The following is a 26,018-nucleotide window of genomic DNA, read 5'->3' as shown; positions in this document are numbered from 1 at the left end:
CCGTCCTGTCGCCGGAGTGGATGAAGGCCTACGCCGAGCTTCTGGAACACCACGGACGCAACACGCGAGGGCCTCAAGAAGCTGAGCATGGTCGTCGAATACCGGCTCGCGGAGAACGAGAGCCGCGCAGGCCAGATCGAGGTGAAGTCCGGCGAGGTCGTGCGCGCCGGCGCGCCGGCCGAAGGCGTGAAGCCGGACTTCGTACTGACGGCCAAGGTGGAGACCTGGCAGCGCCTCGGCGAAGGCGAACTGCCCGCCGCCAAAGCGATGGTCACCCGGAAGGTCAAGTTCCGCGGCTCCATGTCGGTGGCCCTCGCCAACCTGCCCGGCCTCGAAGCCGCCATGAAGATGTTCGGCCAGATCGACGACACCGACTGGTCGGTGAACTGACCGGGATCGCCAGCGGCGGCCTCGGCCTGCCGGGAGCCGGAGCGGGAGCCCGCTCCGGCTCCCGGCACTGCCATCGGACGGCGCGAACCCCTGCTCCACCCGGCCCAATGAGCCGGCCTCCACACCACGGCTTTCGCTTCGGCGCACCCCCACTCGTCATTGACACGCTAGAATCTCGGTGTGATCGACAGTTCTCCAGCGCCGACCTTCCCGCACCGAAGGGCCGGATAGTCCCATGCCCATGACCGCGTCAGTCACCAAGACGGACCAGATCTACCAGGCACTCCTCGCCCAGCTGCTCGAAGGACGCCACCAGTTCGGCGAGATCCTCAGCACCTACGACCTCGCCACCGAGTTCGGCGTGAGCCGCAGGCCGGTGATGGACGCGGTGATGCGGCTGGCCGCGGCCGGATTCATCTCGGTCATTCCGCAGGTCGGGTGCCAGGTGGCGGTGCCGGACGAACGCAAGGTGCGCGACCACTTCGCCGTGGCGGGCATCCTCGAGGGAGCGGGCGCCCGGCTCGCGGCGCTCAGCGCCACCGACGCCCAGCTGGCCGAGATCGACGACATGCTGGTGCGCGGCACGGGCCCGGCCAAGCGGAACGACGCACTCGCCTTCGCCGGGGCCAACCGTGACTTCCACTCGGCCGTACTGGCCGCCTCCGGCAACCGACGGCTGGCCGAACTGGCCATGGACACCTGGGACCTCAACGACTTCTACCTCCAGAAGAACCGATTGAGCACGGATCTGGCGCAAGCACAGCGCGAGCACACCGAGATCGCGGAAGCGATCGAGCGCCGGGACGCGGACCGAGCCGGCAAGCTGATGGAGGAACACGTATCGCGGTTCTGGAAGTTCGTGGAAGTGTAACCACCTTCACCTGAACGGGTGTCATGCCGGCGGCATGACACCCGTTTCCTTTCTCCGCCGGACTCCTTCCCCATACTGGGGTTGTTTCATCCTGGTTGTGGCTGGTCGGGGCGCTGGGTGGTGGGTGGTTGTCTGTGGTGGCAAGGGAGTGGGGTCGGGACCCGGCGTGGCGGCCCTGGAGACGGGTGAAGCCCTCGGCAAGATCGAGATGTGAGTCAACAACCCGCCGAGGGCTTCGAGCCCATTTCCTACCAGGTTGTCCTTCCGCTCTCGCAGTCGACCCTGCAGATGCTGGCCGGGCTGATCCGCACCCATCGGCGTCGGCTGCGTTCGCGCTGGCGCAAAGCCGGTCCCGCCGACCAGGCACTCGTGGTGCTCGCCGTGCTGCGTGACGACCAGCGCTTGGCTCACCTCGGCGGCGGTATGGGCGTATCGGCGTCCACGGTGCGGCGATGGGTGCTGGAAGCGATCACCCTGCTCGCCGCCCGCGCCACCCGCCTGAACCGGGTCTTGCGTCGCCAGGCCGCCCGGGGTGCGGAGGTGGTGCTGGTGGACGGCACCCTGATCCGGACCCGCCGCCGCACCGGAAAAGCGAACCGGGCCAACTACAACGGCAAACACAAACACCACGGGCTGGTCGTGCTCGCCTTGACCGACGAAAACGGCCGGTTGCTGTGGGTGTCGGCGGCGTTGCCGGGCAAGACCGCCGACATCACCGCCGCTCGCCGGTTACGGATCCGGGAACGCCTGCACACCTATGGCTTGTCCCCGGCCGGGGACAAGGGCTTCCACGGCTGGCACAAAGACGTCCGCGACAGCTCAGCCTGCGACACCTGCGGCGGAGCATGTGAACACGTCGTGCTCACTCCCTACAAGGCCGAGACCCGGCGGCCGTTGAGCAAGGCCCAGAAGCAGGCGAACGCCGTGTTCGCGGCGATGCGGTGCGCGGTGGAGGGCGGCTTCGCCGCCCTCAAGGCCTGGCGGATCCTGGGCAAGCTCCGCCTCGACACCCGCCACGCCACCACATTGCTGCGGGCTCTGCTCGTGCTGACCCAGCACGAGCAGAGCATCCGCGACGCCGCCCGGCCAGACCCGGCCTGAGCATTACCACACACCACCAACCCGACCTGACCAGCACAAACCACGATGAAACAACCCCACTGAAGCCGCCTTGCGTCTGAGATTCTAGTATGCCAACATGGGAAGGCGACGCGGGAGGAAAGGATTGCGGTGGAACAGCACATAAGCATCTGGGGCGATTTGGCGGGCGTCGACCTGCGCCAGCGGACTGTCGACGCGGCCGGCGTCGCCACCCGGGTGGTGGAAGCGGGCACCGGTCCGGCACTGGTCATGGTGCACGGCACGGGCGGGCACCTCGAGGCCTATTCCCGAAACATCCGCGACCTGGCGAAAGAATTCCGGATCGTCGTCTACGACATGGCGGGTCACGGACATTCGGCCAAGCCCGACCGGCCTTATACGATCGATTACCTCAGCGACCACCTGATCGCGGTCCTGGACGCGCTGGACATCGAAAAAGCCCACCTCTCCGGCGAGTCGCTCGGTGGCTGGGTGGCGGCGTGGACCGCGGCGCACCACCCCGGCCGGGTCGACCGGCTGGTGCTCAACACCCCCGGCAACATCACGAACAAGCCGGAGGTGATGGCCGGGCTGAAGGAATCGAGCATGAAGGCGGTTCGCGAGGCGAACCGGCAGAGCGTGCGCACCAGGGTCGAGTGGCTCTTCCACGACAAGAGCCTCGTCACCGACGAACTCGTCGACCTGCGGCTGCGGATCTACACCCAGCCGGGGTTCGAAAACGCGATGCGCAACATCCTCGCGGTGCAGGACTGGGAACACCGGCGGCCGTACGTCTGGTCGTCGCAGTGGTGCAGCCGCATCGTCTCGCCGACCCTGCTGCTGTGGACCGACCACGACCCGACGGCTTCGGTCGAAGAAGCCGCGCTGCTGGAGGAGCTGATCCCCGGGAGCCGCCTCGAGGTCATCGAGGGCGCGGGCCACTGGCCGCAGTGGGAGAAGCCGGACCAGTTCAACGAGACCCACATCAGGTTCTTGAAAGGAAAGTGATGACCGCACGAAACGGCGCCGCGTACCTCGACCGGCTGCGCACCCACAGCCCTGAGCTGTGGGTCGGGGCCGAGAAGATCACCGACGTGGCCGGGCACAAGGCGACGTCCGGCGCCGCGGCCGAAATCGCCCGCCTCTACGACCTGCAGTCCGAGAACGACAGCATGCTCTTCTCGCCCGGAGACGGTGGCGGCAAGGCGGGAGTGCAGTTCCTGATGCCACGCACGATCGAAGACCTCGAGCTCCGCCGCGTCATGCACAAGCAGTGGGCGGACTCCAGCCTCGGCATGATGGGGCGCAGCACCGACTTCGTCAGCGCGATGCTGGTGGCGTGGAACGCCAACGCCGAGTTCTTCGGTGAAGGCGCCGACCGGGTGCGCGCGTACTACAAGTACGTGCGGGACAACGACCTCTTCCTGTCCCACGCCTTGGCGGACCCGCCCGTCGACCGTTCGAAGCCGCCGTCGCAACAGCCCGACCCGTACACCTACCTCGGCGTGAAGCGCGAGACCCCGGACGGCATCATCGTGAGCGGTGCGAAGATGCTGGCCACGGCCGCGCCCTACTCCGACGAGATCCTCGTCTGGCCCTTCTCGCTCCGCAAGTACGCGGCCGAGGAGAAGCCCTACGCCATCGCGTTCGCCATCCCGGCCGACGCCCCGGGTGTCCGGCTGATCTGCCGCGAACCGTTCGGCGGCGGGAACGGCTTCGACCACCCGCTCTCCAGCCGGTTCGACGAGATGGACGCCGTGGTCGTGTTCGACGACGTGCTCGTCCCCTGGGACCGGGTCTTCATCAACCAGGACTTCGAGCGGGTCAACAACATCTGGGCGATCAACTCCAACGCCTTCACCGGCGTCCAGACCTCGGTCCGGCTGCTGGCGAAGCTCCAGTTCGTCGCGGGCATCGCCAAGCGGGCGACCGAGATCGTCAAGACCGACCAGTTCCCCCAGGTCCGCGACGCGCTCGGCGAGATCACCACCTACATCGAGCTGACCCGGGCCGCCGTGCTCGCCGCCGAAGCCGGCGCGCAGCGCAACGACGACGGCATCCTGTTCCCCGACGTCCGGCCGCTGTACGCGGTCCGCAACTCCGCGAACCGGTGGTACCCGCGCGTCCGCGAGATCCTGCAGCAGATCCTCGCCGGCGGCCTGCTCTACCAGCCGGCCGACGTGAGCGCGTTCGACTCGCCGATCGCGGCGGACATCGCCCGGTTCTACCGCGGGCCCGACACGAACAGCCTGGACCGCGTCGCGATCTACAAGGTCGCCGCCGATCTCGCGGTCTCCGCCTTCGGTGGCCGCCACGAGCTCTACGAGCGGTTCTACGCGGGCGATCCGCTGTTCCTCCGCATCAACACCCAGTTCAACCAGTACGACTGGACCGAGCCGCTGGGCCTGATCGACGGGCTGCTGGCCACCTCGATCAAGGAATCCGGGCTCCTGCCCGGCAGTACCGGGGAGGGTGCGGCGGCATGACGGTGCACGGCCGCCGGGCCCTGGTGACCGCCGGGTCGAGCGGGCTCGGCACGGCGATCGCGAAGTCGCTGCGAGCGGACGGGGCCGAGGTGTTCATCACGGGAACCGGACCGCACACCGGTGAGGTCGCCCGGAAGATCGGCGCGGCGGGCTGGGCGGTCGCGGACTTCACCCAGCCCGGCGCCGCGGCCGCGGCGGCCGACGCCGCGCGCGAAACCCTCGGCGACATCGACATCCTCGTGTCCAACACGGGTGGCACCCGCGCGGCGAAGGCCGCCGAACTCTCGGCGGACGATTGGCAATCGGCCTACCGGCTCCTGCTCGACAGCGCGATCTCGCTGACGAACGCGGTGTTGCCGGGGATGTCCGCGGCCGGGTGGGGACGGCTGATCTACGTCACCTCGGTCGGCGTCGTCAAACCGTTGCCCCTGCTGCACCTGTCCAACGTGATGCGGGCGGGGGTGGCCGCGCTCGCCCGCTCCCTGGCCGCCGAAGTGGCGCCACACGGCGTCACCACGCACGTCATCGCCCCCGCGCACATCGACACGCCACGGCGGCGTTCGCTCGCCGCGGCGCGCGCGGCCGCCGCGGGCGTCCCGGTCGAAGAGCTGGAACAGCGGCAGCTCGCGACCGAGCTCCCCGTCGGCCGGTGGGGACGGCCTGAGGAAATCGCCGACCTGGTCTGCCACCTCTGCTCGGACTTCGCCGGCTTCCAGACCGGGCAGACCCACGTCGTCGACGGCGGGATGACCTCGACCTGACGGGAAGGACCATGACGAATTTCGACCAGTGGATGCACAAGCTCCACGAGATGAAGGACTACGACCCGGAGCGGTCGATGCCGGAGCACCTCGTCACCCGCTCGGCGAGTGCCCGGTGGCTCGAGGAGGACGTGACCGGCAACCCCAGCCGGGTCGGCGTCCTCGCGGACGTCCCGGCGAAGTCGATGGAGTTCTACCTGCAGGAGATCCCCGCCGGTACGGCGACGGACCTCCAGCGCCACGTGCACGAGTCCGTGCACTGCGTCGTCGAGGGCAGCGGCTACTCCGAAATCGGGCCGCGGACGCTGCGGTGGTCGGCCGGGGACTTCGTCTACACCCCGCCGTGGGTCTGGCACCGGCACTACAACGACGGCACCGGCCCCGTCCGCATGATCCTCGTCGAAAACTCGCGACAGCTCGACGCCCTCGGCATCAACCGGCGGGAAAGCGCCGGGAACATCCCTTACGACAAGATGGACAGGAGCTGATCCACCGATGGGTATTTCACAGGTGGCCCACGCCGAACTCGCCGTCGTCGACCTCGACGCGGCCGTCGGCTTCCACACCGACGTGCTGGGCATGCGGGAGATCGGCCGCGCAGATGGCGCGGTGCGGTTCTCCGTCGGCATCGACGGCGGCTGCGACCTCGTGCTGACCGCCGGCGGGACCGGGGTCCGGAGGTTCGCCCTGCGCGTCGACGACGTCGCGGATCTCGACCGCTACGCGAAGCGGCTCGCCGAAGCCGGCGTCGCCACCGAGACCCGCACCGACGAACACCCCGGTGTGGTCCAGGCGCTGCGGTTCCAGGCGCCGTCGGGACACGCGATGGAACTCGCGGTGCTCTCGACCGGGCCGCAGTACGTCCACCCGGCCAAGGCCCCGTACCGCGACGGGATCCGCGCGCTGGACTTCGACCACATCACCGTGCAGGCGCAGGATCCCAAGCCGCTGGTCGACTTCCTGGTCGAGCTGCTGGACTTCCAGGTGTCCGACATCTTCGCCCCGGCACCCGGGGTGATCGGCGCGGCGTGGTGCCGGGCCAGCACGCTGCACCACGACATCGCGATCATCTCCACCCCGGAGGCCGGGAAGTCGCTGCACCACTACGCGCTCGGGATGGAGTCGTTCGACCACCTCAAGCTGGCCGCCGACGAGCTGCGGTCGGCACGGCGTGCCGATCGAGGTCGGACCGGGCCGGCACGGCGTGGGCGGCAACGTCTACACCTACTTCTGGGCCGCGGGCAACCGCTACGAACTGTCGGCTGAGATGCCGCGGGTGCGCCGCAACGACCCGGTCGTGTGGGACGACTTCCCGAAGGCGTTCAGCCCGTGGGGCCTGCAGCCGCCCGAATCGTTCGGCCACGCTTCCTGAATTCCCCCGAAACCCGGTCCGCCCGGCAGGCAAGGCAGCCCCCCACTCGACCTGCCGGGCGGACCGCCCATTTCTCGACAACGCGAGGAGACCGTGGTGCAGAAGTTCGGTGTGGACGACCTGCGCGGCGTCATCGCCGTCACGCCCACCCCGGCACTGCCCGGCGCGGCCGCGCTCACCGCACGGGACACCGTGGACCTCGACGAATCCGATCGGATGATCCGCGCCCTGGTCGCCGACGGCGTCGACGGGATCATCACCAACGGGACCCTCGGCGAGATGGCAACTCTGACGCCGGCCGAGTGGCGGGCCTTCGCGGCGTGCGTCGCCGACGCGGTTTCGGACACCGCGCCGGATCTCCCGTTGTTCGTCGGCGCGACCGCCCCCAACACGCGGGACACGGTCGACCGGATCCGCTTCTTGCGGGACCTCGGCGTGCGCGGCGTCATCCTCGGCCGTCCGATGTGGAGCGAACTCGGCGCCGACACGCTGCTCGCGTTCTACCGCGACGTCGCCGGCCTTTTCCCGGACATGGCGATCGTCCTCTACGACAACCCCGAGGCGTTCAAGGGCCCGATCCCGTCGGCCGCCTACGCCGAGCTGTCGCAGGTGCCCCAGATCATCGGTGCGAAGTACATCGCGATCACGCCGAAGTTCGGCGCGGACATGGCGGCGGTCGGCGACCGGCTCCGGTTGCTCCCCCTGGAGAGCGACTGGCTCGCGGCGCACACGCTGTACCCGGAAACGGCGCTCGGCTGCTGGAGCAGCAGCGCCCTGTGCGGCCCGGAGCCCGTGCTCGCGCTGCGTGACGCGATCCGGGCCGGAGATGTCGGTGCGGCGCGGCATCTCACCCGGCGCATCGAGTGGACGTACGAGCCGTTCCTCGCCAGGACGAACTTCCGCGAGTTCTCCAAGTACAACATCACCCTCGAGAAGATCCGCTTCGACGAGGCCGGCTACGTCACCGCCGGGCCCGCCCGGCCGCCCTACCACGTCGTTCCCGGCGCCTACGCCGACGGCGCGCGCGAAAACGGGCGGCGTTGGCGCACGCTCGTCGGCGAAGTCCGTGGCCGGAACTCCTGAGGCCCGCCCGGCACCGTGCTTGTGTGTGGCACGTCCGGGCCCGCGGGAAACTGATGGCGCCGCCCCAGCCAGCCGGGGCGGCGCCATCAGTCAGTCGTCACCGGGTTCAGTGCGTGCCGAGCGGGCCGAGCAGCCCACCCACCACCTGCCCCGCGGTCGTGACGACGCCGTCCAGCGGTGCGGGCACGCTGATCGGCACCCCGGCGATCGGCTCCGGCGCAGGTGCGGGCGCAGGCGCCGGTCGTGTCGGCGGATCGGCCGGCGCGGGGGCCGGCTTGGCCGGCGCGGGCGCGGCCGGCACGGCACCCGTGGCCGGCGGGCGCGGCGCCACCGGCGGGGCCGGAACGGACGCCACGCTGTCGTCGTAGGTCGGCTCTTCTCCGGGGCTCCCGGGTTCGTCCGGCACGGCGAACGAACCCGCGGAATAGGTTCGCATCCACGCCATGACCTTGTTCAGGTAATCTTCGGAATTGTTGTAACTGAGAATGGCACTCCGCAGTCCGGCGCCGGTGTTCAGATCGCGATCGGCGGCACAGAGATACCGGCCGGCGGACTCGGCGGAATCGTAGACGTTCTGCACGTCCGCCTGGCCGTCACCGGATCCGTCCACACCCCATTTCTGCCAGGTCGCGGGGATGAACTGCATCGGGCCGGCGGCACGCGCCCATTGCCCGCTCCTCGCGTCGACCATCCTGGCGAAGCCGGGCGAACCGTCCAAGGCGGGACCGTAGACCGGCCGGACCATCGTTCCCCGCGCGTCCACGTCGCCGTGACGGGCGTGGTTCGACTCGATCTTGCCGATCCCCGCGAGCAACGCCCAGGTCAGGTGACACCCAGGGTTGGCGCGACCGAGCGAGCCCTCGGCGCGGCGGTAGGCGTCGAGCACCGTCGCCGGAATGCCCGTGCTCGCACCGGATCCGGCGGCGGCACCGAGCGGGTAGCCGGCCGGGACCGCGAGCGGCGGCAGCACCGGCACGCTGGGCAGTGCCGCGGGAAGCTCCACCCGCGGCACTGCCGGCGAGACCGGTTTCCCTTGCGCCGGCGACCTGGTCGCGGCGGTCGCGGGAAAGGGCCGCCCGTCGGCCACGGGTTCGACCAGCAGCACCCCACCACCGACCACGAGCGCACTCGTGATAGCGACCGCGGTACGGGCCCGGTGACGTTTCCCCATCCTCCTTCGCGCTGCGCGATGACTGCCTTCCCTGCGATTGCCGATCGGCACTGTCATGCCAGGTCCCTTTCCGTTGCGTCATCGAAACCGAGGACTGGTATGCTAAGATTCTAGCATGTTTCTTACCGGAAGAACGACCGCAAAGAAAGGGTGGTGGGTCGATGCCCGTTGCCGTGTGCGCCCTGTCCCATTCGCCACTGATCGGGTTCAACCAACCGGCGAAAGCCGTTGAGGAGCGGGTCGAGAAGGCTTTCGACCACGCGCGGCGCTTCATCGCCGGATTCGAGCCCGACCTCGTGGTGCTCTTCGCGCCCGACCACTACAACGGTTTCTTCTACGACATGATGCCGCCGTTCTGCATCGGGACACGGGCCACCGCGCTCGGGGACTACGACACCCCGGCCGGCGAGCTCTCGGTCGCCGGTTCCGCGCGGACGCTGGCCAAGGACGTCCTGGCGGCCGGGATCGACGTCGCGCTGTCCGAACGGATGTACGTCGACCACGGGTTCTCCCAGCCGCTGCAGCTCCTGTTCGGCGGGCTCGACCGCGTTCCCGTCGTCCCCGTCTTCATCAACTCGGTCGCCGCGCCGCTCTGTCCCGTCGGCCGCGTCCGGCAGCTCGGCACGGCGATCGGCCACGCGAGCGCCCACCTCGACGAGCAGCGCGTGCTGTTCCTCGGTTCCGGCGGGCTCTCGCACGACCCGCCGGTGCCCCAGCTGGAAAACGCGACCGAGGAGGTCGCCGCGCGGCTGATCGACGGTCGCAACCCGACGCCCGAAGAGCGCGCCCGGCGACAGGCCCGCGTGATCGCCTCGGGCCTCGACCTGGCCGCGGGCACGTCGTCGATGCAGCCGATCAACCCGGAGTGGGACCAGCAGTTCCTCGATGTGGTTTCGGCGGGCGAACTCCGGCTCGTCGACGGCTGGAGCACCGAGTGGTTCGCCGAGCAGGCCGGGCACTCCTCCCACGAGGTGCGGACCTGGGTAGCCGCGTACGCGGCGATGGCGGCACGCGGGAAGTACGTGATGAACTACCGGTTCTACGAGCCGGTGCCCGAGTGGGTGGCGGGGTTCGCCGTCACCACCGCCGTTTCCGCCGACGCCTGATCCTCCGGGTGCAGCGCCGGACCCTCCGACGAGCGGGTCCGGCGCCCCGCGTTCCCGCCCGGCTTGAGAGGAAACCATGAAGTCAACGTTGACTCCGCCCCGGAACGGCCGCGGGCACCCTGTTCCCCATGCCGTCCTGCGCGAGGTCCGCGCCGTCACCGCCCGGGCCCGGTCCGCGCTCGGCGACGACCCCGGCCCGGACGTGCCCGACGACTTCCCAGCCGCGGAAGGGGCGCTGGCCGAACTCGCCGAGCGGATCGGTGAACTCGCCGCCGCCGGCCGCGGCGGCGCCGTCCTCGGTCTGTTCATCGAGGTTTCCGACGTCCGCGAACGGCTGCGCCAGGCGCGGCTCGACCTCCGGGTGCGGGTTCACGCGCAGGTCCAGGAGGCGTTGACCCGGCTGCAGGACGCGCGCTCGGTGGTCCGGCTCGCCGAGTGCGTGCCGGAGGCGGTGTGCCGGCTCGGGTTCGACCGCGCGCTGTACTCGGAGATCCGGGAGTCGGTGTGGGTTCCCCAGTCGTGCACCGTGCTGGGCGATCCCGCCTGGGCGGCGGAGATCCTGCGGATCGGCCGCGCGGAGTCACCGGTCCTGGACCGCACCGTCGTCGAGACCGAGGCTGTCCGCAGGCGGCGAGCGCTGCTCGTCACGGACGCGCAGCGTGAAGCGCGTGGGCTCGCCTGCCTGGTCGAGGCGGCCCGTCTGGAGTCCTATGTGGTCGCTCCCGTGGTCGGCGACGACGGCGTGCTCGGCCTGGTGCACGCGGACCGGTACGTCCAGGGGCGGCAAGTCGACGAGTTCGACCGCGAGGTGTTCGGCGCCTTCGCCCAGGGGCTGGGCATCGCGTTCCGGCGGACCCTGCTGGTCGAACGCCTGCAGTCGCTGCGTACCGAAGTCGGCCGGTTCACGATGAACATCGCCGACGCCATGGACCGGATCCTGGACAGCGACCACCCGGCGGCCCCGGTCATCGGCGATCCGGTGGTCCCGCCGCCCGGGCCGGTGCCGGCCCGGTCCTTCGTGGAGTCGGCACTGACCCCGCGGCAGCTGGAGGTGCTCCGGCTCATGGGCGAGGGCCGGACCAACGCCGCGATCGCCACCCGGCTGACGATTTCGGAGGACACGGCCAAGTCGCACGTCAAGCAGATCCTGCGCAAGCTCGGCGCCGCGAACCGCGCGGAAGCGGTCTCGCTGTTCCTGCGGACCCAGCAGGGCCGGGCCGCCCCCGAGCCCGCCTGACTCCTCACCAGAGGCTCCACACCGCAGCCAGCGCGAACACGACGCCCACGACCTGGAGCGCGTGTCCGCTCCCCCGCAGCTTCCCGATGCGGCGCAGACGCTCGGGTTCCGGCAGGGCCGGGCTGACCCGCCCGGCCGCCGCGCGGCAGCCCCACCGTCCGATCGCGACCAGCGCGGCGCCCGCCACTGCGAGCGCCGCGAAGTCCGCGATCACCGCGACGGCCGGGGCTGCCCGGGCACCTGGCCCGGCGCCGGGGACCACCCCGGCGCCTCCTGCGGCGGTGCGGCCGGGTCGGCCGGCCGGTAGCTGTCGACGTACCGCACGTTCGCGTTCGCCAGCTGCGCCCCGAGCCACCCGCGCCACGTCGCGAGCGCCTTCTCCAGGGTCAGCTGCTGCTTGAGCTGGTCCTTGACCTGGTCGAACACGGCCGGTTGCGGGGGCAGGACCTGGCGGACCCGGCCGACGTTCCAACCGTGCGCGGTCTGCACGGGCCCGAACAGCCCGCCCACGGGTGCCGCGAAGGCCGCCTTGGCGTAGCCGTCCTCGAGCTGGGCCGCGGTCACCTGGCCGAGGTCGCCGCCCTTGTCCCGCGTCGCGCCGTCCAGGCTCCGCTGGGCCACCACGGTTTCGAACGGCGTCCCGGCCTTGAGGTCAGTGAGCGCCTGGTCGGCCTCCTCCTTCGTCTTGACCACGATGTTGCCGAGTTGCCGTCGTTCCGGTGTGTCCAGCTGGGCCTTCCGCTTCGCGAACGCGTCCGTGACCTCGCCGTCGCCGACCGAGCTGCCCCGGGTGACCGAGTCGAACAGCTGCGAGACCGCGAGCTGGCGCTTGATCTCCTCCAGCACCGCGTCCTCGGACGTACCCGTGGTGCCGAGCGCCTGGACGAACTTGCTCCGGGCCTCCGGCCCTTCCCCGATCTGCTGGGAAATGAACCGGGTCAGCACATCACGCGCCGCCTTGTCGGCAATGACGATCCCGCGGTCGTGAGCCGCCTGGTCGAGCACCATCCCGACGGCGACGGCCTTCGCGGTGTCCCGGCGGAACGCGTCGGACTTGGCCGTGTCCTGCGCATCCGGTGGCTGCACGCCGTAGAGTGCCTTCAGGGTCTGGATCCGCTCCTGCAGCTGGGCCACGGTCTCGATTCGGCCGCCGTAGGCGAAAACCGCGTCGTCGGGCAGGTCGTCGGCACGCGCCGACCACCAGGCGAGGCCGGTTCCGCCGAGCAGGACAACCAGGACGAGCACGGTGAGGATCCGGCCACGGCGGCCGCGGGGCAGCCGGACCTTGCCGGGCAGGGCGGTGATCTTCATGAGGAGACTCCCACGAGGGTGTCGGATGCCGGGCTGGTTTCCGGAGCGGTGCTGGGCCGGCCCGGCACGAGCCAGACGACGAACCGGGCGGCGGCCATCGAGAGCACGACCGCCGCGGCGAGCAGCAGGCCGAACTGCCGGATGGCGTCGAGCCGCGAAAGTGCCAGTGCGAGGTAGCCGACGGTGGAAACCGCACCGACCAGCAGGACGGATCTGCGCAACGCGTGATCGCGGCCGCGGCCGGCTTCCGCCAGAAGTACCGCGAACTCGCAGCCGACGGCCGCGATGAGGGATCCGAGCGCCATGGTGATCGGCGTCAGCGAGATTCCGGTCAGCCGGATGGCGAGCAGGCCGGTCCCGGTGGCGATCACGGCGGTGGCGACCGCGCGGAGCGCGTCCCTGCGCCGGGCGAGCACGACGGCGAGCACGAGCCCGGCCACGGCGATGCCGAGCCCGTTGGTCCAGAACCGGTTACCGGAGACGAGTTCGTACCCGCGTGCCGCAACGATCGGCAGCCCGGTCAGCTCGGCGTGGTACCCCGGCGGTGCCGGGGGCAGCTGGTTCAGCAGGTCGTCGCGCAGGCCGACCAGGCTCTCGACGTCGTCCAGCCGCACGCCGAACGAGAGCACGGACTCCTGCCCGTCGGCGCGCAGAACAGAACCGGTCAGGTAGGGCGGCAACAGGCGCACCGCCGCGGCGATCTCGTCCTTCGTGGGCGCGGAGCCGAGGAAGTTCAGCAGCGTCGGGAGCGACACGACCGGACGGAGACGATCGCCGTGCCGGGAGATGGTGACGTCCTGGGCTTGCCGCGACCACGCCAGCGCCTGGGGAGAAGTGACATCCGGGCCGCGCAGGACGACGTCGACCTCGCCGGAGGAGCCGATGACCTGCTCGACGTGCTTCGCGTCGTCGAACGCGGGCAGTCCGTGCGCGAAGCTCTCGACGTCACTCTGCAGCGGAAGCCCGGGCAGCGCCGCCCAGCCGCCGGCCGCCAGCGCCGCCACGGCCAGTCCCACTCCGAGCCGCACCGGCAGGCTCGCCGTGTGTCCACTGTAGGCCTTCACGGGGGCGGGCTCCGCCACGGCCGGCCGGAACAGCAGGCCGACGGCGAAGGCGACCAGCACCCCGATCCCGAGCGCGATCCCGAGGTCCCGCACGAACGGCAACGGCGCGAAGGCCAGCGCGCCGAACGCGGCCGCGGTGGCGGCGGCGACCGCGAACACGACCCGCCGGTCCGCCCGGCGCGCCAGGTAGGTCGGGAAGTCACTGCCGACGCCGAGCAGCACCGGCAGGAAGGCCACCACCCCCAGCGACAGCGGGCGGCCCAGCCAGCCGAACAGGGCGACCGTCACCGCCGTGGCCACGAGCGAGCCCGCTAGCGGCAGCAGCCGGTGCCGGCGGCGGTGCCACGGCACCAGCAGGAAACAGAGGGCCACCGCGGCCAACGCGGCGCCGCCGAGCAGGGGAAGTTCCGCGCGGACCTCGTCGGCGAGGGCACCCGCGATCGCGGGGACGCCGGACACGGTCACCTTCGCCCCGTCGACGGCGGCCGCGTCGACCGCACCCCGCACGTCCCGGACGAGCCGCTCGGTGGCGGCCTGGTCGAGGTTCTGCCTCGGGCGGACCAGGATCGCGACCGCGTTCGCCGACGGCACGACGAAGTGCCACTGCGGCCGGGGAGCTCCGTCCGCACCGAAGACGACCGCGTTGACGAACGCCTGGTTCTTCAGCGTCGGCAGACCCGCCGGCAGGGCCTGCACGAGCAGCTTGCCGTACCGCTGGTCGAACGCGGCCACTGCGGAGTCGGCGGCCTGGCCGGCCGCCCGGTCGGACGCGCCACGCTGCTTGGCCTCGGCCTGGGCCTGCGCGCGCAGGCGGTCGCGGCGGCCGGACAGCTCAGCCATCAGGTCCTGTGCCCGGCCGGCGGCCTGATTCAACACGGTGCCCGGCCCGTACACGGCGGCGACATCAGGCAGCTTCGCGAACTCGCCCTCCAGCTTGACCAGCGACGGCAGGTGGGGCTGGTCGAGTAGCAGCCCGGGTTTCGCCGATTCGAGCAGCACGACGACGGGGTCACCGCCGAACGACCGGCTCAGCTCGTCGAAGCGCGCCACCGCGGGATCATCGCCCGGCAGGAACGAGCCGACGCCGGTCTCGATGCGGGTCTTCACGATGCCGGTCCCGACGAACCCGGCCAGCACGACGACGACGGCCGTCATTCCCAGCGTCCGGCGGGACAGCCGCCACAGCTTCAAGCGCCTCATTTCGGCGGGTCCTGTTCGACCCGCGGGTAGGACCCGGTGAACGCTCCCGGGTTCGCGGACTGCCCGGGCGCCGGATAGGGGTTGTTCTTCTTCAGCGGACCGACGTCGATGTTGGCCGGCAGGCCCTTCACGCTCTGCTCGTTGAAGACCATGAACAACCGGATCGCGTTGCCGTTGGCGTCACCCCGCGCCGTCACCTGCCCGATGTTGGTGAAGAAGGCGGCGACGTCACGGCCGTAGGGCACCAGGTAGGACAGCATGGGGTTCACGTCGCCCAGCGCCACGTTCAGCGTCGGCAGGAACTTCGACGCGTCCGCGGCCACTGCCGGCACCCGCTGCAGCGTGCCGGGTGCCGCGTCGAGCACGCCGTTCAACGACGGCAGCAGGCCACGCAGATCGGCCGAGGTGGCCGGCAGTTCCCGCAGGGCCGCGTCGAGGTCGGGCGCGGCCGCGTTCAGGCCGCCGGCGACCGGTCCCAGCGCGGGCGAAAGCCGGCTCAGCCCGCCGCTGGCGTTCTTGGCGGTGTCCATCAGGCCGGGCAGCCGCCGCAGGACCTCCCGGAGTTCGGTGTCGCTGCCCGCGGTCGCCTGGGTGAGCTTGTCGGCGTCGGTCACCAGGTCGGCGATCTGCCCCTGCCGGGTGTCGAGCGCCGCGAGCAGCTTCGCCGTGTTGCCGGTCAGCTGCTGCAGGTCCCCGGACTGGGCCGAGAGGGCCGCCAGCGCGCCGTGCCCCTCCCGGCCTAGGTCACCGAGTCCTTGCAGGGCCTGCGAAACTCCCTGTTTGGTGTCCTTGGTCCCGGCGCCGAGCGAGCGGACGAGCGTGCCCAGCGACTCCTTCGTCGGCTTGTCGAGGCTCGTGAGCACGTCGTCGAGCTCGACGGCCTCCTTGCCCGCCGACGGCGGCAGCACGGTGCCGCTGGGCAGCGCCGGGCCGTGGCCGTCGGTGATTTCGAGGTAGGTCTCTTCGATCAGGGTCTTGTTCCGGACCTGGACGGTCGCTCCCTCGTGCAGCAGCGCGTTCTCGTCGAGGCGCATCGTGACGTGCGCGAGGTCGCCTTCCGTGCGCAGCGCCTGGACCTTGCCGACCTTGACCCCGGCGATGGTGATGTCCGAGTCGTAGACCAGGTTCGACGCGGTGCGGAACTGCACTTCGGCGGTGTAGCCCGCCTGGGAGATACCAGGCAGCCGGCCGCCGGAGTTCAGCCACAGGTACCCGAACAGGCCGGCGCAGGCGGCGATGAACACGGCCAGCACCAAGGTCCGGATGTGCGGGACGAGCCCACTGGGAATCCTCATTGGACACTCCCTCTATCGCGCGGCGGCGGCTTGCAGGGCGGGCAGCAGCGGCAGCAGGCCCGTGACGCTTTCCGGCGAGAGCTGGGCGATGGCGCGGTACGCCCCACCGGTTCCGTCGCGCAGGCTCGTGATCGACCGCGAGTTCGTGACGAACGCGGCCAGGTCGTTCAGGTACGGCAGCACCGCGGTGGTGATCGGGCCCAGCCGTCCGGTCACGTCGTGCAGGTCGCCGAGGGAGGCGTTGAGATCGCCGACGAACGGACGCAGGTCGTGCACCACGGGGACGGCCTTGCCCACCACCGGCCGGGCGGTGTCGACGGTCTCCCCGAGCTTGTCGACCGTGCCGGTGAACTTCTCCAGCGAGCCGGGCAGGGTCCCGCTCGCCTCGCGCAGCTTGTCCAGGACCGGGTCCAGCTGGGCGCTCAGCGCGCCGATGCTGCCGGTGGCCTGCTCGAGCTGGTGGGTGAAGTCCGGCAGCTGCGCGAGCGCGGCGTCGAAGTCGCCGTTGCGCTGCCCCACTGTCTCCAGGGTCTTCTGCAGGGAGCCTGCAAGCTCGCTGAGCCGCCGGTCGTCGTCGCCGGTCGCCGAGGCGATCTGCCCCAGCGCGGTGACGAGCTTCTGCAGCGTTTCCTTGCGGGTCTGCAGAGCCGTCGCGACGGGGCGGAGATCCCGCACGACCTGGTCGGTCGCCTCGAGTCCCTTGGGTAGGTTCCCTGGCGCTCCGGCCAGCGCGACGTCCGATTCGGACAGCAGTGTGGTCAGCGCGGCCCGGGTGTTGGTGTCCAGGTGCCCGAGTGCTTCGTCGACCTGCACCGGCCGCACCGAGTTGGCGACCGGCAGGACGCCGTCCTCGGGCAGCGGCTTTCCGGGCGGGCCGCCGGGGTTCAGCTCGACGTACATCTCGTTCAGCGGGCTCTTGGGGCGCAGCAGGACACGGGCGTTGTCGTAGACCTGGTGTCCTTTGTCGATCGCCAGCTCGAGCCGCGCGTGCCCGCGGTCGTCGACGCTCGCCGCGCGGATGTCGCCGACCGCCACGCCCGCGATCCGCACTTCCTGCCTGCTCGACGGGTTGATCGCGGGCGCGGACTCGAAGGTGACGGAGAAGTGGGTCTTGCCGTCCCAAGGCACGCGGACCTGCTGCATCGTCAGGATGTAGCCACCGGCCACCAGTCCCGCGGTCACCAGCGCGGCCACGGCGAGGACGTTGCGCTTGAGCCGCGGTTCGCTGGAGATCCGCTGCCAGGCCCGCCGGACCCGGCCCGGGTGCGCGTTCATCGGCCGCTCCTGTTCTCCGGGGTGGCGCCCTGCAGGTGGGCGAGGGTGTTCATCAGCTGCTCGAAGTTGATCGGGGTGCCGGCGATGCTGCCGCCGCCGAAGCCCGGCTGGAGACCCACGGCCACGCCGTTCGCGTCGGTGAGCGAGGACGCGCGGTCCATGGTCGCGAACATGTAGCCGACCTCTTTGTAGAACGGCTGGTCCGAGCCACCGCCGGCGTAGATGCCGGTGCCCTTGAAGGGCGACAGCACCATGTTCATGATCGGGCCGTTGACGCGGTCCAGCACCGGCCCGCGGACGTCGTCGAAGACCTTCGTGGTGCCCTGCGCGGCCGGGACGAGCTGCTCGACCAGCGGCTGCGCGTCGGTGAGCAGGCCGCGCACGTCGGTCAGCAGCGGCCGGGTCCTGGCCAGCACCGGTTCGGCGTGCGCCAGGAACGCGTCCAGCTCGCGCGCGACCGGCCTCGCGGGGTCCGCGGTGTCCCGCAGCTTGCCGAGCGTGACACCGAGGTGGGTCAGTCCGTCGTCCGCGTTGTCCAGGGTCCGGGGCAGGCCGGCGATCGCGGTGGCGACGTCGGCTCGCCGGTGGTCGAGCGTCGAGGTGACTCGCTGCAGGTTCTGCACGATCGAATCGAGCTGCCCCGGCTGCTCGGTCAGCACGCGCGCGGTCGACTCGAACCCGTGCACGAGGTTCGGCAGGTCGGTGCGCGGGTCCTCCCCCTGCAGGCCCTGCAGGACCGGGGTCGTCGCGTCGAGGGTGTCCGGCGCGTCGGCGAGCAGATCCTCGATCGCGGACTTGCCACCGGCGCGGAGGGTGTCGTCGAGGTTCCGCGTCGCGGAACGGATGCCTTGCACCGCGTCGGGCTGCAGGGCGTCCGCGAGCTGCTGCAATTCCACCGGGGTCTTGGTCCGCTCGACCGGGATGGTGCCGGCGAAGGTGGTCCGGCCGCCGCCCGGGACGAGCTCCACGTAGTACTTGCCGCCGAGGATCGTGGTCGGGCGCAGGGCGGCGCTCGGGGCGGCACCGAGCTTGTCCGTGACGCCGTCGTCCACCTTCAGCTCGACCAGTGCCGAGCCGTCATCGGACCGGTCGACCGAGGAAACCACGCCCACCGGGACCCCGGCGATCTTGACCTGGGAGACGAACGGCTGCAGGTGGTAGTCCTGGGCGAGCTGGACGCGGACGAGGTCACCGGGCCGCAGGGCCGTCGCGACCCGGTCCTTCTCCAGCAGCGCGTAGCCGGCGAGCAACGTCACCACCAACACGACGACGCCGAGCTTGAACGCGGACACCGGCCGCCGGTGCCCGGAGCGGGGTCGAAGCGCCTTCACCGGTTGCCTCCTGGGATCTTCCGGGCGTCCGTTGCCGCCTCACCCGGTGCGGGATAGGGGTTCCTGGCGACCAGCGGATCCCGCAGGCCGCCCTGCCCGAGCACGGACTCCTCACTGAACAGCAGGTAGAGCCGCAGGAAGTGGCCGTTGGCGTCACCGTGGGAGAGCGCGGCGGCCCAGTTCGTGAACCACCCGCTGACTTCCGGGGCGTACGGCGCCAGCACCCGTAGGAACTGGTCGGCACTGGCGAACGTCTGCGTCAACCGCGGCGCCAGCGGCCGGGCGTCGTCGACGGTCTTGGTCAGGTCCGTCAGCGCGGGCTCGGCCTGTTTGCCGACACCGGGCACCTTTCCCAGTGGCGGTACCGCTTCCCGTAGCACGCCGCGGAGGTCCGGGGTCGCCTGGCCGAGCGCACGCGCGCCGGGCCCGAGCTGAGCCATGCCGGCGTGCAGGTCCTTGAGCGGCGCCTGCAGCGACTGCAGGCCGGCACGCGCGGCCTGCAGCGTGCCGGGCGCGCGCTGGACGACGTCGTCGAGCGGTTTTCCGTCGTCCACCGCGACGGCTCGCATCGTCGTGTCCAGCCGGCCGAGCAGTTCCGACAGCTGTTCCTGGCGCCCGGTGAACCGGGCCGAGAGCCGGTCGGCCGTGGTCAGCAGTGCGGTAAGGTCGGCTCCGTCGTTCGCCGACAGGGCGTTCGAGACGGTCGCGAGGTCGGGCAGCATCCGCGGCGCGGCCTTGAGGGCGTCCTGCAGGTCCTGCGCGTGCCCGCCGGCCCCGCCGCCCACTTCCCGGACGGTCGAGCCGAGCGCCTTCCGCGTCGGCGCGTCGAGCACGTCCAGCAGGTCGCTCAGCTCCTGCGAGCCCGCGGTCCGCTTCTGCCGGACCACCTCCGCCGGGCCGAGCTTCCCCGCCCCGGGCGTGCCCGGGGTCAGCGCGATGTACTTCTGCCCCAGCGCGGACCGGGACGCCACCGTGACGGTCTTGGCCTCCGCGGCCGCGTCCCGGTAGATCTCCCGGGTGCCGTCGAGCTGGAGCGTCACCCGCGGGCTCCCGCCGACCAGCCGGATGTCCTTGACGCGGCCGACCCGGACGCTGGCGACCCGGACGTCGTCTCCGGGGCGGAGCGCACCGACGTCCGAGACGTCGGCGTCGACGAGGGTGTAGGTCGCCCCGGGCAACCCCTTGTCCGCGGTGAGCGCGAGCTGCAGCGCGAGCGCGAACACCACCAGCACCACCGCGCCCGTGGACACCGAGCGGAACTTGCGCGACCGGCGCTTGGCCATCAGGAACCTCCGAGCAGGAACTGGAGAACGCCGCTTTCCTGGCGCTCGTTGAGCCCGGTCACGCCGCCGTCCGGCGCGGCGAGCGAGTTCGTGTCGAGCAGGCCCGACGAGCCGAGCGCGCCGGGGAGCCCGGGGATCGGCGAACGAGGGGATTGCTTGTCGCCGCCCGGAATCGTCGGCGGGGGCGGCGTCCCGGTCAGGGACGGCAGCAGCCCGGTGATCTCCTCGGGGTGGATGATCGCCTGGCCGCGGAAGTAGTGCGAAAGCCCGTCCCAGCCGTTGGTCGACATCGCCCAGAACCGGAAGAAGTTCAGGACGTTTTCGATGTTGCCGGTCAGCTGCGCGGTGAGCGGGTTCGCTCCGGCGGCGGTGCCACGCAGGCCGGGGCCTGCCTTCCGGAGCTCCTCGACGACCGGGCGCGCCGCGTCCATCAGCTTCTCGGCGCGTTCGAGGACGGGTTTCGCGCTCGTCAGCGCCGGGTCCGCCGACTCGCTGAACTTGCGCAGTTCGTCGCTGACGGCGGAGAGGTTGTCGGTCGTCGGCCGCATCCCCTCGAGCACGGGCGTGGTGGCCTTGGCCGTTCCGGTGAGCTCGGCGAGGGTGTCCCGCGCGGCGGAGAGGGTTCCCGGCAGTTCGGCGAGCGAGGCGGCGAGGCCCTCCTGGTTCTTGGCCGTGACGCCGAGCACCTGCCGGGTGGAATCCACGAGGTCGCCCAAGGTCTTTCCGTTGTCGGCGGCCAGTGCGCTCGCGACCGGCTGGACGTGGTCGACGAGATCGGTGAGCACCTGGTTCTGCTGGCCGAGCAGCTTCACCAGCCCGTCGGTGTCCTGCATGGACGACGCGAGCGCCTTGATCGAGGCCTGCGCGTTGGCGCCGTTGCCCTGCATGCCCTGGCCCAGCATCGTGACCAGCGCGGCGAGCGACTGACCGGTCGGGTCGTCGATCGTGTTGAGCACCTGGTCGAGGTCGGTCGCCTGGCCGGTCTGCTTGATGGGCAGCACGTCACCGTCGTTCAGCAGCGGCGCGGAGGCGGTGCCGCGATCGAGGTCGACAAAACGCTCGCCCAGCAGGCTGACCGGCTTCACGGTCGCCCTGGCGTCCTTGTGCAGTGGCAGCGCCGACCCGTCGAGCTTGAGGGTGACGATCGCCTTGGCGTCGCGCACGCTCATGCCGGCCACCTCGCCGACGGTGACGCCCTTGACCTTCACGTCGTTGCCGACGACCAGCGGGCTCGCGTCGGCGAACTCCGCGGCGATGGTCAGCTTGTCCGGCTGCGCGCCGGAGTCGGTGTTCGTGACCGCGGCACCCGCCACGGCCGCCGTCACGGCGGCCGTGGCCAGCACGGCCTGGATCTTCCTCTGTGGCCTCATCGGACTCCGCTCCCGAAGGCGTCGGTCCACGGCTGCCCGGCGATCGCGCCGGGCGCCGGGAAGGGATCACTGGCCATCCCGGGTGGCATGACGCCAGGGTTGTTGTCGAAGCTGGAGATGCCGGCCGGGATGTTGACCCGCATGTAGTGGCCGTTGCTGTCGTAGTTGGCGGCCGAGGAGCCCCAGTTCGACAACCACCCGACTACTTCGGGGGTGTAGGGCCGCAAGAAGCTCAGCGCGGGCTTCAGCGACATCACCGCCGAGTCCGTGCCCGGAAGCGCACCGTGGGCACTGTCGAGCAGGCCCGGTGTGAACTGCAGCAGCGTGCCGAGCGACCCCAGGGTGGGCCGCAGCTGCGCCACGGTCGGGCGGAGGTCCGCGAGCACCGGGCGCAGGGTCCGGGCCACGGCGGGCAGGCGGTCGGTCGCCGGGCGGAGGTCGTTCAGCAGTGGCACCGCTTTGTCGACCGTGCCGGGCACGTCGGCCAGCGTCCGGTCCGCGGTCCCGAGGGTGCCGGGCAGTTTCCGCAGCGCCGCGCGGAGCTGTTCGCGCTGCTGCGCGGCCGCCGCGGTCGCGCCGGACAGCCCGGAAACGATGGCGCGCACCTGCTGATCCCGGTTCACCAGCGTGGTGACCATGCCGTTCAGCTGCCCGGCGAGTTCCTTGATCGCGGGCCCGTCCGAGCCGACCGCGCGCAGTACCCCACCGAGCGCTTCCACCGTCGGGCCCGCCTTCTGAAGGGTCTTCCGCAGATCGGTTTCGTTGCCCCCGACGGTGCGGTCCAGTCCCTGGACCAGCGAACTGAGGTGGCCGCGGGTAGCAGGGTCGAGCGCGGCCAGCACCTTGTCCATCTCCACCGGATCGGACACCTTGCCGTCCAGCATGCCGCCCGGTGGGATGACCGGGTTCGTCTTCGGACCGTCCCGGACGTCGAGCTGCCGCTCACCGAGCACGGCCTTCCACACGATGCCCGCCGACGCACCGGAGTGCAGCGGCGCGAAGTCCTTGGTCAACCGCACGGTGACCTGCGCCCGTCCGTCCTTGATGGACACGTCGTCGACTTCCCCCGCGTCGAAACCATCCACGAGGACCTTGCTGCCGGCGATCAGGCCGGTCGCCGACGGCAGCACGACGTTCGCCGGGTACTCCTCGTCGCCCGGGGCGATCAGCAGCGCGGCGGCGGCCACCGCGGCCACCCCCAGCACGAACAGCGGAATTCTGCGCATCGTTTCAGTCCATTCCCAGCGGTCCGGCGGAGTCGCCGGAGAGGAACTGGCGGACGAACGGATCCGGGGAGTTGAAGGCCTCCTCGGTGGGTCCGTAGTGGACGACCTGGCCCTTCCAGATGACCCCGACGTAGTCGCTGACCTTGCGCGCGGTGCGGATGTCGTGGGTTACCAGAAGGTAGGTCCCGCGGTACTCCTGGTGCATGTCGAGGATCAGGTCGTTGAGCAGGCTGGTACGGACCGGGTCGAGGCCCGAGTCGGGCTCGTCGAACAGGACGATATCGGGGTTCATCACCAGCGCCCGCGCGAAGCCGGCCCGTTTGCGCATGCCGCCGGAGACCTCGTTGGGGTACTTGTAGGACGACCGCTCCAGGCCGACCTCCTTGAGCCGCTGGTTGACGATCGCCTCGATCTCGTCCTCACCCATGTCGGTGTGCTTGCGCAGCGGGAACGCGGTGTTGTCGAAGATGTTCATCGACCCGAACAGCGCGCCGTCCTGGAACAGAACGCCGAACCGCTTGCGCAGTTCGTAGCGCTCCCGTTCGCCGATCTTCCAGATGTCGCGCCCGAAGATCATCACCTCGCCCTGGTCCGGCTCGAGCAGGCCGACGAGGTGCTTGATGAGCACGCTCTTCCCGGTGCCGGACGGGCCGAGAATGGTGGTGATCGCATTGTCGGCGAATTCCAGGTTGAGCCCCTTCAGCACGTCGAAGCTGCCGAAGGACTTGTGGACGTTCCGCACCTCCATCGTGTGCACCCGCTCCGGTGAGCCGATCGCGGCGGCCGTCCCGTTCATCCCGGTGACCATGAGTTCTCCTTGTTCAGTTGCCGATCGGCATGTTCGGGTAGGAGCCCCAGAAGAACCACGTGCCGAGCAACCCGACGACGTGGATGAGCACCATGTTGAGCATCATCGATTTCGCCGTGTTTCTCCCGACCCCGACCGGACCGCCGGAGGCGTTGTACCCGTAGTAACAGCCGACGAAGATGATGATCGTGCCCATCGCGATCATCTTCGAGATGGCGGCCATCAGGTCGTAGGGGTTCTGGAACAGCCAGAAGACGAACGAATATCCGCCACTCGAAACAGTGCCCAGCTGGTAGACCGTGACCAGGCGCATCGAGATGAACATCAGGCCCAGCCCGACGATATACAGGAAAGGCATGCAGAGCCAGGCGGCGGCGATCCGGGTGCCGACGAGGTAGCTGCGCGATTTGATGCCCAGGACTTCCAGCGCGTCGATCTCCTCGGCGATGCGCATCGATCCGATTTCCGCGACCAGCCCGCACCCCACCTTCGCCGCGAAGATGTAGGCCCACATGTAGACCGACATTTCGCGGAGGCCGCACACGTCGTTGAACACCGCGGAATAGATCGGGGCACCGACCTGCTTGAGGGTGTAGCTGGCCTCGGTCGCGCACATCGTGCCGACCACGAACTGCATCAGCCAGACGATGATTCCGCTCGACAGGATCAGGATTCCCGCCTGGGCGAACACCTCTGTGACGTGGTGGCGCAGATCCGGCAGGCTGCGCACCGTTCGGCCGGCGAACTTCATGATGTCACCGCCGACCGCGACGGCGTCGCGCAGCTTCCCCGCCATCCCGCCGAACGTGATGACGACGTCAGGTGTCTTGGTACGGCCCGTCGGTGTGGTCATTCCGCATCCCTCACTTGAAGACCTGCATGTCGGGGTTCAGTCCGAGGAGCGCGGACGTGTAGACGTAGTTGAAGATCCAGATCGAGGCGAACGAGATGACCACCGCCTGGTTGACGGCACGGCCGACTCCGATCGGGCCGCCTTGGGCGTTCAGCCCCTTGTAGCAGCAGACGACCGACAGGATCAGCCCGAAGGCGAGGGTCTTCACGATGCTGCCCCACATGTCCGTGGTCGTCGCGTTGGACCAGAAGTTGCCGATGAAGGCCGCACCGGTGGCACCGAAGATCGGCACCGCCGCGATGTAGCCACCGATCACCCCGCACACCAGCGCGAACACCTCGAGCAGGCCGGTCATCAGGGTGACCGCGACGATCCGCGGCAACACGAGGGTCCGGACGGGATCGACGCCGAGGACCTCCATGGCGTCGATCTCCTCGCGGATCCGCCGCGCGCCGAGGTCGGCGGCGATGGCCGTGCCCATCACCCCGGCGACGATCATCGCGTCGATCCACGGCGCGAACTCGCGAACGCTGGCCATCAACAGGAAGGAGCCGAGCCGGTCGGGAATACCGAGCACGCTGTAAAGGCTGCCACCCTGCATGCCGGGGCCGGCGAAGCCGAGCGCGGTCGTGGAAATGATGACCGGGAGCCAGCACCGTCGCAGCGTCTCGAACATCAGGTCGCGGACTTCGCCCCAGTACCCGAACGGGTGGCGGATCGCGAGCCAGAGCACCCGGCCGAGCAGGTGGACGATTTCGCCGGCTTCGACCAGCGGCCGCTGCACCCCGGCGATCCACCGGCGCGCGGGGACGGGTTTCGTTGCGGTCACGCCTGTTCGCCTCGCTTCCGGCGAGAGCGGATGACGTCACCGGCCAAACCGGCCAGCCCACCGACGGTGACGGCGACGGCCGCGGTGGCCAGCACCTGCCGCGGCTCGACCGCCCCCGAGGCGAGGAAAGTCAGTGGCAGCACGAAAACATAGCTGCCGATCGCGGTCACGGCTCCCTGGACGATCGGCCGGTCTGTCTCACCCGTGCGAAAACCGGCGAAGGTGAACGCGATGACGGCGGTGATCAGCAGGAAACTCGCCCCGACCGCCGGCGCGACAGCCGCGGCGATCGGCTGGAGCAGGGCGCCGATCACCAAAACCACGAAACCACGCCAGATGCCACGGCCGCACGCCTTGGTGTCGATGCCCCGGGACATCGTCACCCGCGTGCCGGACCGCGCGACCGGCCCGACTCGTGATCGGCTCACCATTCCACCCAACTCCTTCTCCGGGCACGACCGTGCATCCGGTCAAGCCGCGTCGCGGGACTGCGATGGTCGGTAATGATGCGGCGCGCGGAACCGCGCGCGCATCACCACCCGGCGGCAAAAGGATGACTCGTTGGGGTAGCTACGCCCCGTCGTCCACAACGGTCTGTCAACGTTGTCGGCGTGGC

25 protein-coding genes are annotated in these 26,018 nt (G+C 70.3%); 11 read left to right on the top strand and 14 right to left on the bottom strand.

The features are described 5' to 3' along the window. The first annotated feature begins 87 nt into the window (after window positions 1-87). The 9 genes from QP939_RS26510 (at window position 88) to QP939_RS26470 (ending at window position 8,043) form a co-directional block, all read left to right on the top strand. Window positions 88-390, top strand: a complete 303-nt coding sequence (locus QP939_RS26510; RefSeq protein ID WP_285448837.1) for an SCP2 sterol-binding domain-containing protein — start codon at window positions 88-90, stop codon at window positions 388-390. Between the two features lie 241 nt (window positions 391-631). Beyond that, window positions 632-1,261, top strand: a complete 630-nt coding sequence (locus QP939_RS26505; protein ID WP_285448836.1) for a GntR family transcriptional regulator — start codon at window positions 632-634, stop codon at window positions 1,259-1,261. 210 nt (window positions 1,262-1,471) lie between these two features. Beyond that, window positions 1,472-2,362, top strand: a complete 891-nt coding sequence (locus tag QP939_RS26500; RefSeq protein WP_285448834.1) for a transposase family protein — start codon at window positions 1,472-1,474, stop codon at window positions 2,360-2,362. A 129-nt stretch (window positions 2,363-2,491) separates the two neighbouring features. Further along, complete coding sequence (locus QP939_RS26495) at window positions 2,492-3,349, top strand: alpha/beta fold hydrolase (protein ID WP_195005673.1); 858 nt, start codon at window positions 2,492-2,494, stop codon at window positions 3,347-3,349. Beyond that, on the top strand, window positions 3,349-4,827 hold the full coding sequence (locus QP939_RS26490; protein ID WP_285448830.1) for a 4-hydroxyphenylacetate 3-hydroxylase family protein: 1,479 nt from the start codon (window positions 3,349-3,351) through the stop codon (window positions 4,825-4,827). Before QP939_RS26495 ends, QP939_RS26490 begins: the two co-directional genes overlap by 1 nt. Then, a complete protein-coding gene (locus tag QP939_RS26485) occupies window positions 4,824-5,588 on the top strand; it encodes an SDR family oxidoreductase (RefSeq protein WP_285448828.1) in 765 nt (254 codons plus the stop codon). Before QP939_RS26490 ends, QP939_RS26485 begins: the two co-directional genes overlap by 4 nt. Window positions 5,589-5,599: 11 nt before the next feature. After that, window positions 5,600-6,076: a cupin domain-containing protein gene (locus tag QP939_RS26480; RefSeq protein WP_285448826.1), complete on the top strand. Its 477-nt coding sequence runs from the start codon at window positions 5,600-5,602 to the stop codon at window positions 6,074-6,076. A 7-nt stretch (window positions 6,077-6,083) separates the two neighbouring features. Then, window positions 6,084-6,854, top strand: coding sequence for a VOC family protein (locus tag QP939_RS26475; protein WP_285448825.1), 771 nt, complete (start codon window positions 6,084-6,086; stop codon window positions 6,852-6,854). A gap of 202 nt (window positions 6,855-7,056) precedes the next feature. After that, a complete protein-coding gene (locus tag QP939_RS26470) occupies window positions 7,057-8,043 on the top strand; it encodes a dihydrodipicolinate synthase family protein (RefSeq protein ID WP_285448823.1) in 987 nt (328 codons plus the stop codon). A gap of 106 nt (window positions 8,044-8,149) precedes the next feature. Here QP939_RS26470 and QP939_RS26465 read toward each other — a convergent pair whose 3' ends face one another. Then, window positions 8,150-9,271 (bottom strand): lytic transglycosylase domain-containing protein, encoded by a 1,122-nt coding sequence (locus tag QP939_RS26465; RefSeq protein WP_285448822.1) that lies wholly within the window; start codon window positions 9,269-9,271, stop codon window positions 8,150-8,152. Window positions 9,272-9,375: 104 nt separating this feature from the next. Here QP939_RS26465 and QP939_RS26460 point away from each other — a divergent pair, with 104 nt between their 5' ends. Beyond that, on the top strand, window positions 9,376-10,320 hold the full coding sequence (locus tag QP939_RS26460; RefSeq protein ID WP_285448821.1) for a 3-carboxyethylcatechol 2,3-dioxygenase: 945 nt from the start codon (window positions 9,376-9,378) through the stop codon (window positions 10,318-10,320). A gap of 88 nt (window positions 10,321-10,408) precedes the next feature. Beyond that, window positions 10,409-11,557 (top strand): helix-turn-helix transcriptional regulator, encoded by a 1,149-nt coding sequence (locus tag QP939_RS26455; RefSeq protein ID WP_285448820.1) that lies wholly within the window; start codon window positions 10,409-10,411, stop codon window positions 11,555-11,557. A gap of 4 nt (window positions 11,558-11,561) precedes the next feature. Here the strand turns inward: QP939_RS26455 and QP939_RS26450 are convergent, their stop codons facing one another. The 13 genes from QP939_RS26450 to QP939_RS26390 are packed head-to-tail and all read right to left on the bottom strand — an operon-like array spanning window position 11,562 to window position 25,779. Beyond that, window positions 11,562-11,771, bottom strand: coding sequence for a hypothetical protein (locus QP939_RS26450; RefSeq protein WP_195007574.1), 210 nt, complete (start codon window positions 11,769-11,771; stop codon window positions 11,562-11,564). Beyond that, on the bottom strand, window positions 11,768-12,868 hold the full coding sequence (locus QP939_RS26445; RefSeq protein ID WP_285448816.1) for a peptidylprolyl isomerase: 1,101 nt from the start codon (window positions 12,866-12,868) through the stop codon (window positions 11,768-11,770). Before QP939_RS26445 ends, QP939_RS26450 begins: the two co-directional genes overlap by 4 nt. Further along, window positions 12,865-15,132, bottom strand: coding sequence for an MMPL family transporter (locus tag QP939_RS26440; protein ID WP_285448815.1), 2,268 nt, complete (start codon window positions 15,130-15,132; stop codon window positions 12,865-12,867). The genes QP939_RS26445 and QP939_RS26440 overlap by 4 nt, the downstream gene beginning before the upstream one ends. After that, complete coding sequence (locus QP939_RS26435) at window positions 15,129-16,427, bottom strand: MlaD family protein (protein WP_285448814.1); 1,299 nt, start codon at window positions 16,425-16,427, stop codon at window positions 15,129-15,131. Before QP939_RS26435 ends, QP939_RS26440 begins: the two co-directional genes overlap by 4 nt. A 12-nt stretch (window positions 16,428-16,439) precedes the next feature. Beyond that, window positions 16,440-17,702 (bottom strand): MlaD family protein, encoded by a 1,263-nt coding sequence (locus QP939_RS26430; RefSeq protein ID WP_285448813.1) that lies wholly within the window; start codon window positions 17,700-17,702, stop codon window positions 16,440-16,442. Continuing rightward, entirely contained in the window at window positions 17,699-19,033 is a 1,335-nt protein-coding gene (locus QP939_RS26425) for an MlaD family protein (protein WP_285448812.1), read from the bottom strand. The genes QP939_RS26430 and QP939_RS26425 overlap by 4 nt, the downstream gene beginning before the upstream one ends. Further along, window positions 19,030-20,316 (bottom strand): MlaD family protein, encoded by a 1,287-nt coding sequence (locus QP939_RS26420; RefSeq protein WP_285448811.1) that lies wholly within the window; start codon window positions 20,314-20,316, stop codon window positions 19,030-19,032. The genes QP939_RS26425 and QP939_RS26420 overlap by 4 nt, the downstream gene beginning before the upstream one ends. Beyond that, entirely contained in the window at window positions 20,316-21,686 is a 1,371-nt protein-coding gene (locus tag QP939_RS26415; protein WP_285448810.1) for an MlaD family protein, read from the bottom strand. The genes QP939_RS26420 and QP939_RS26415 overlap by 1 nt, the downstream gene beginning before the upstream one ends. Further along, on the bottom strand, window positions 21,683-22,912 hold the full coding sequence (locus QP939_RS26410) for an MlaD family protein (protein WP_285448809.1): 1,230 nt from the start codon (window positions 22,910-22,912) through the stop codon (window positions 21,683-21,685). Before QP939_RS26410 ends, QP939_RS26415 begins: the two co-directional genes overlap by 4 nt. A gap of 4 nt (window positions 22,913-22,916) precedes the next feature. After that, a complete protein-coding gene (locus QP939_RS26405) occupies window positions 22,917-23,720 on the bottom strand; it encodes an ABC transporter ATP-binding protein (RefSeq protein WP_285448808.1) in 804 nt (267 codons plus the stop codon). Window positions 23,721-23,733: 13 nt separating this feature from the next. Next, window positions 23,734-24,573 carry an ABC transporter permease gene (locus QP939_RS26400; protein ID WP_285448807.1) on the bottom strand — a complete coding sequence of 280 codons (840 nt, stop codon included), beginning with the start codon at window positions 24,571-24,573 and terminating at the stop codon, window positions 23,734-23,736. Between the two features lie 10 nt (window positions 24,574-24,583). After that, window positions 24,584-25,402, bottom strand: coding sequence for an MlaE family ABC transporter permease (locus QP939_RS26395; RefSeq protein ID WP_285448806.1), 819 nt, complete (start codon window positions 25,400-25,402; stop codon window positions 24,584-24,586). Further along, window positions 25,399-25,779: a hypothetical protein gene (locus QP939_RS26390; RefSeq protein ID WP_285448805.1), complete on the bottom strand. Its 381-nt coding sequence runs from the start codon at window positions 25,777-25,779 to the stop codon at window positions 25,399-25,401. The genes QP939_RS26395 and QP939_RS26390 overlap by 4 nt, the downstream gene beginning before the upstream one ends. Window positions 25,780-26,018: the final 239 nt, after the last annotated feature.

This window comes from Amycolatopsis nalaikhensis, from assembly GCF_030264295.1.
Taxonomy (GTDB): Bacteria; Actinomycetota; Actinomycetes; order Mycobacteriales; family Pseudonocardiaceae; genus Amycolatopsis; species Amycolatopsis nalaikhensis.
Note: the sequence above shows the minus strand (reverse complement) of the source record. Positions and strands in the feature narration are given on the sequence as shown.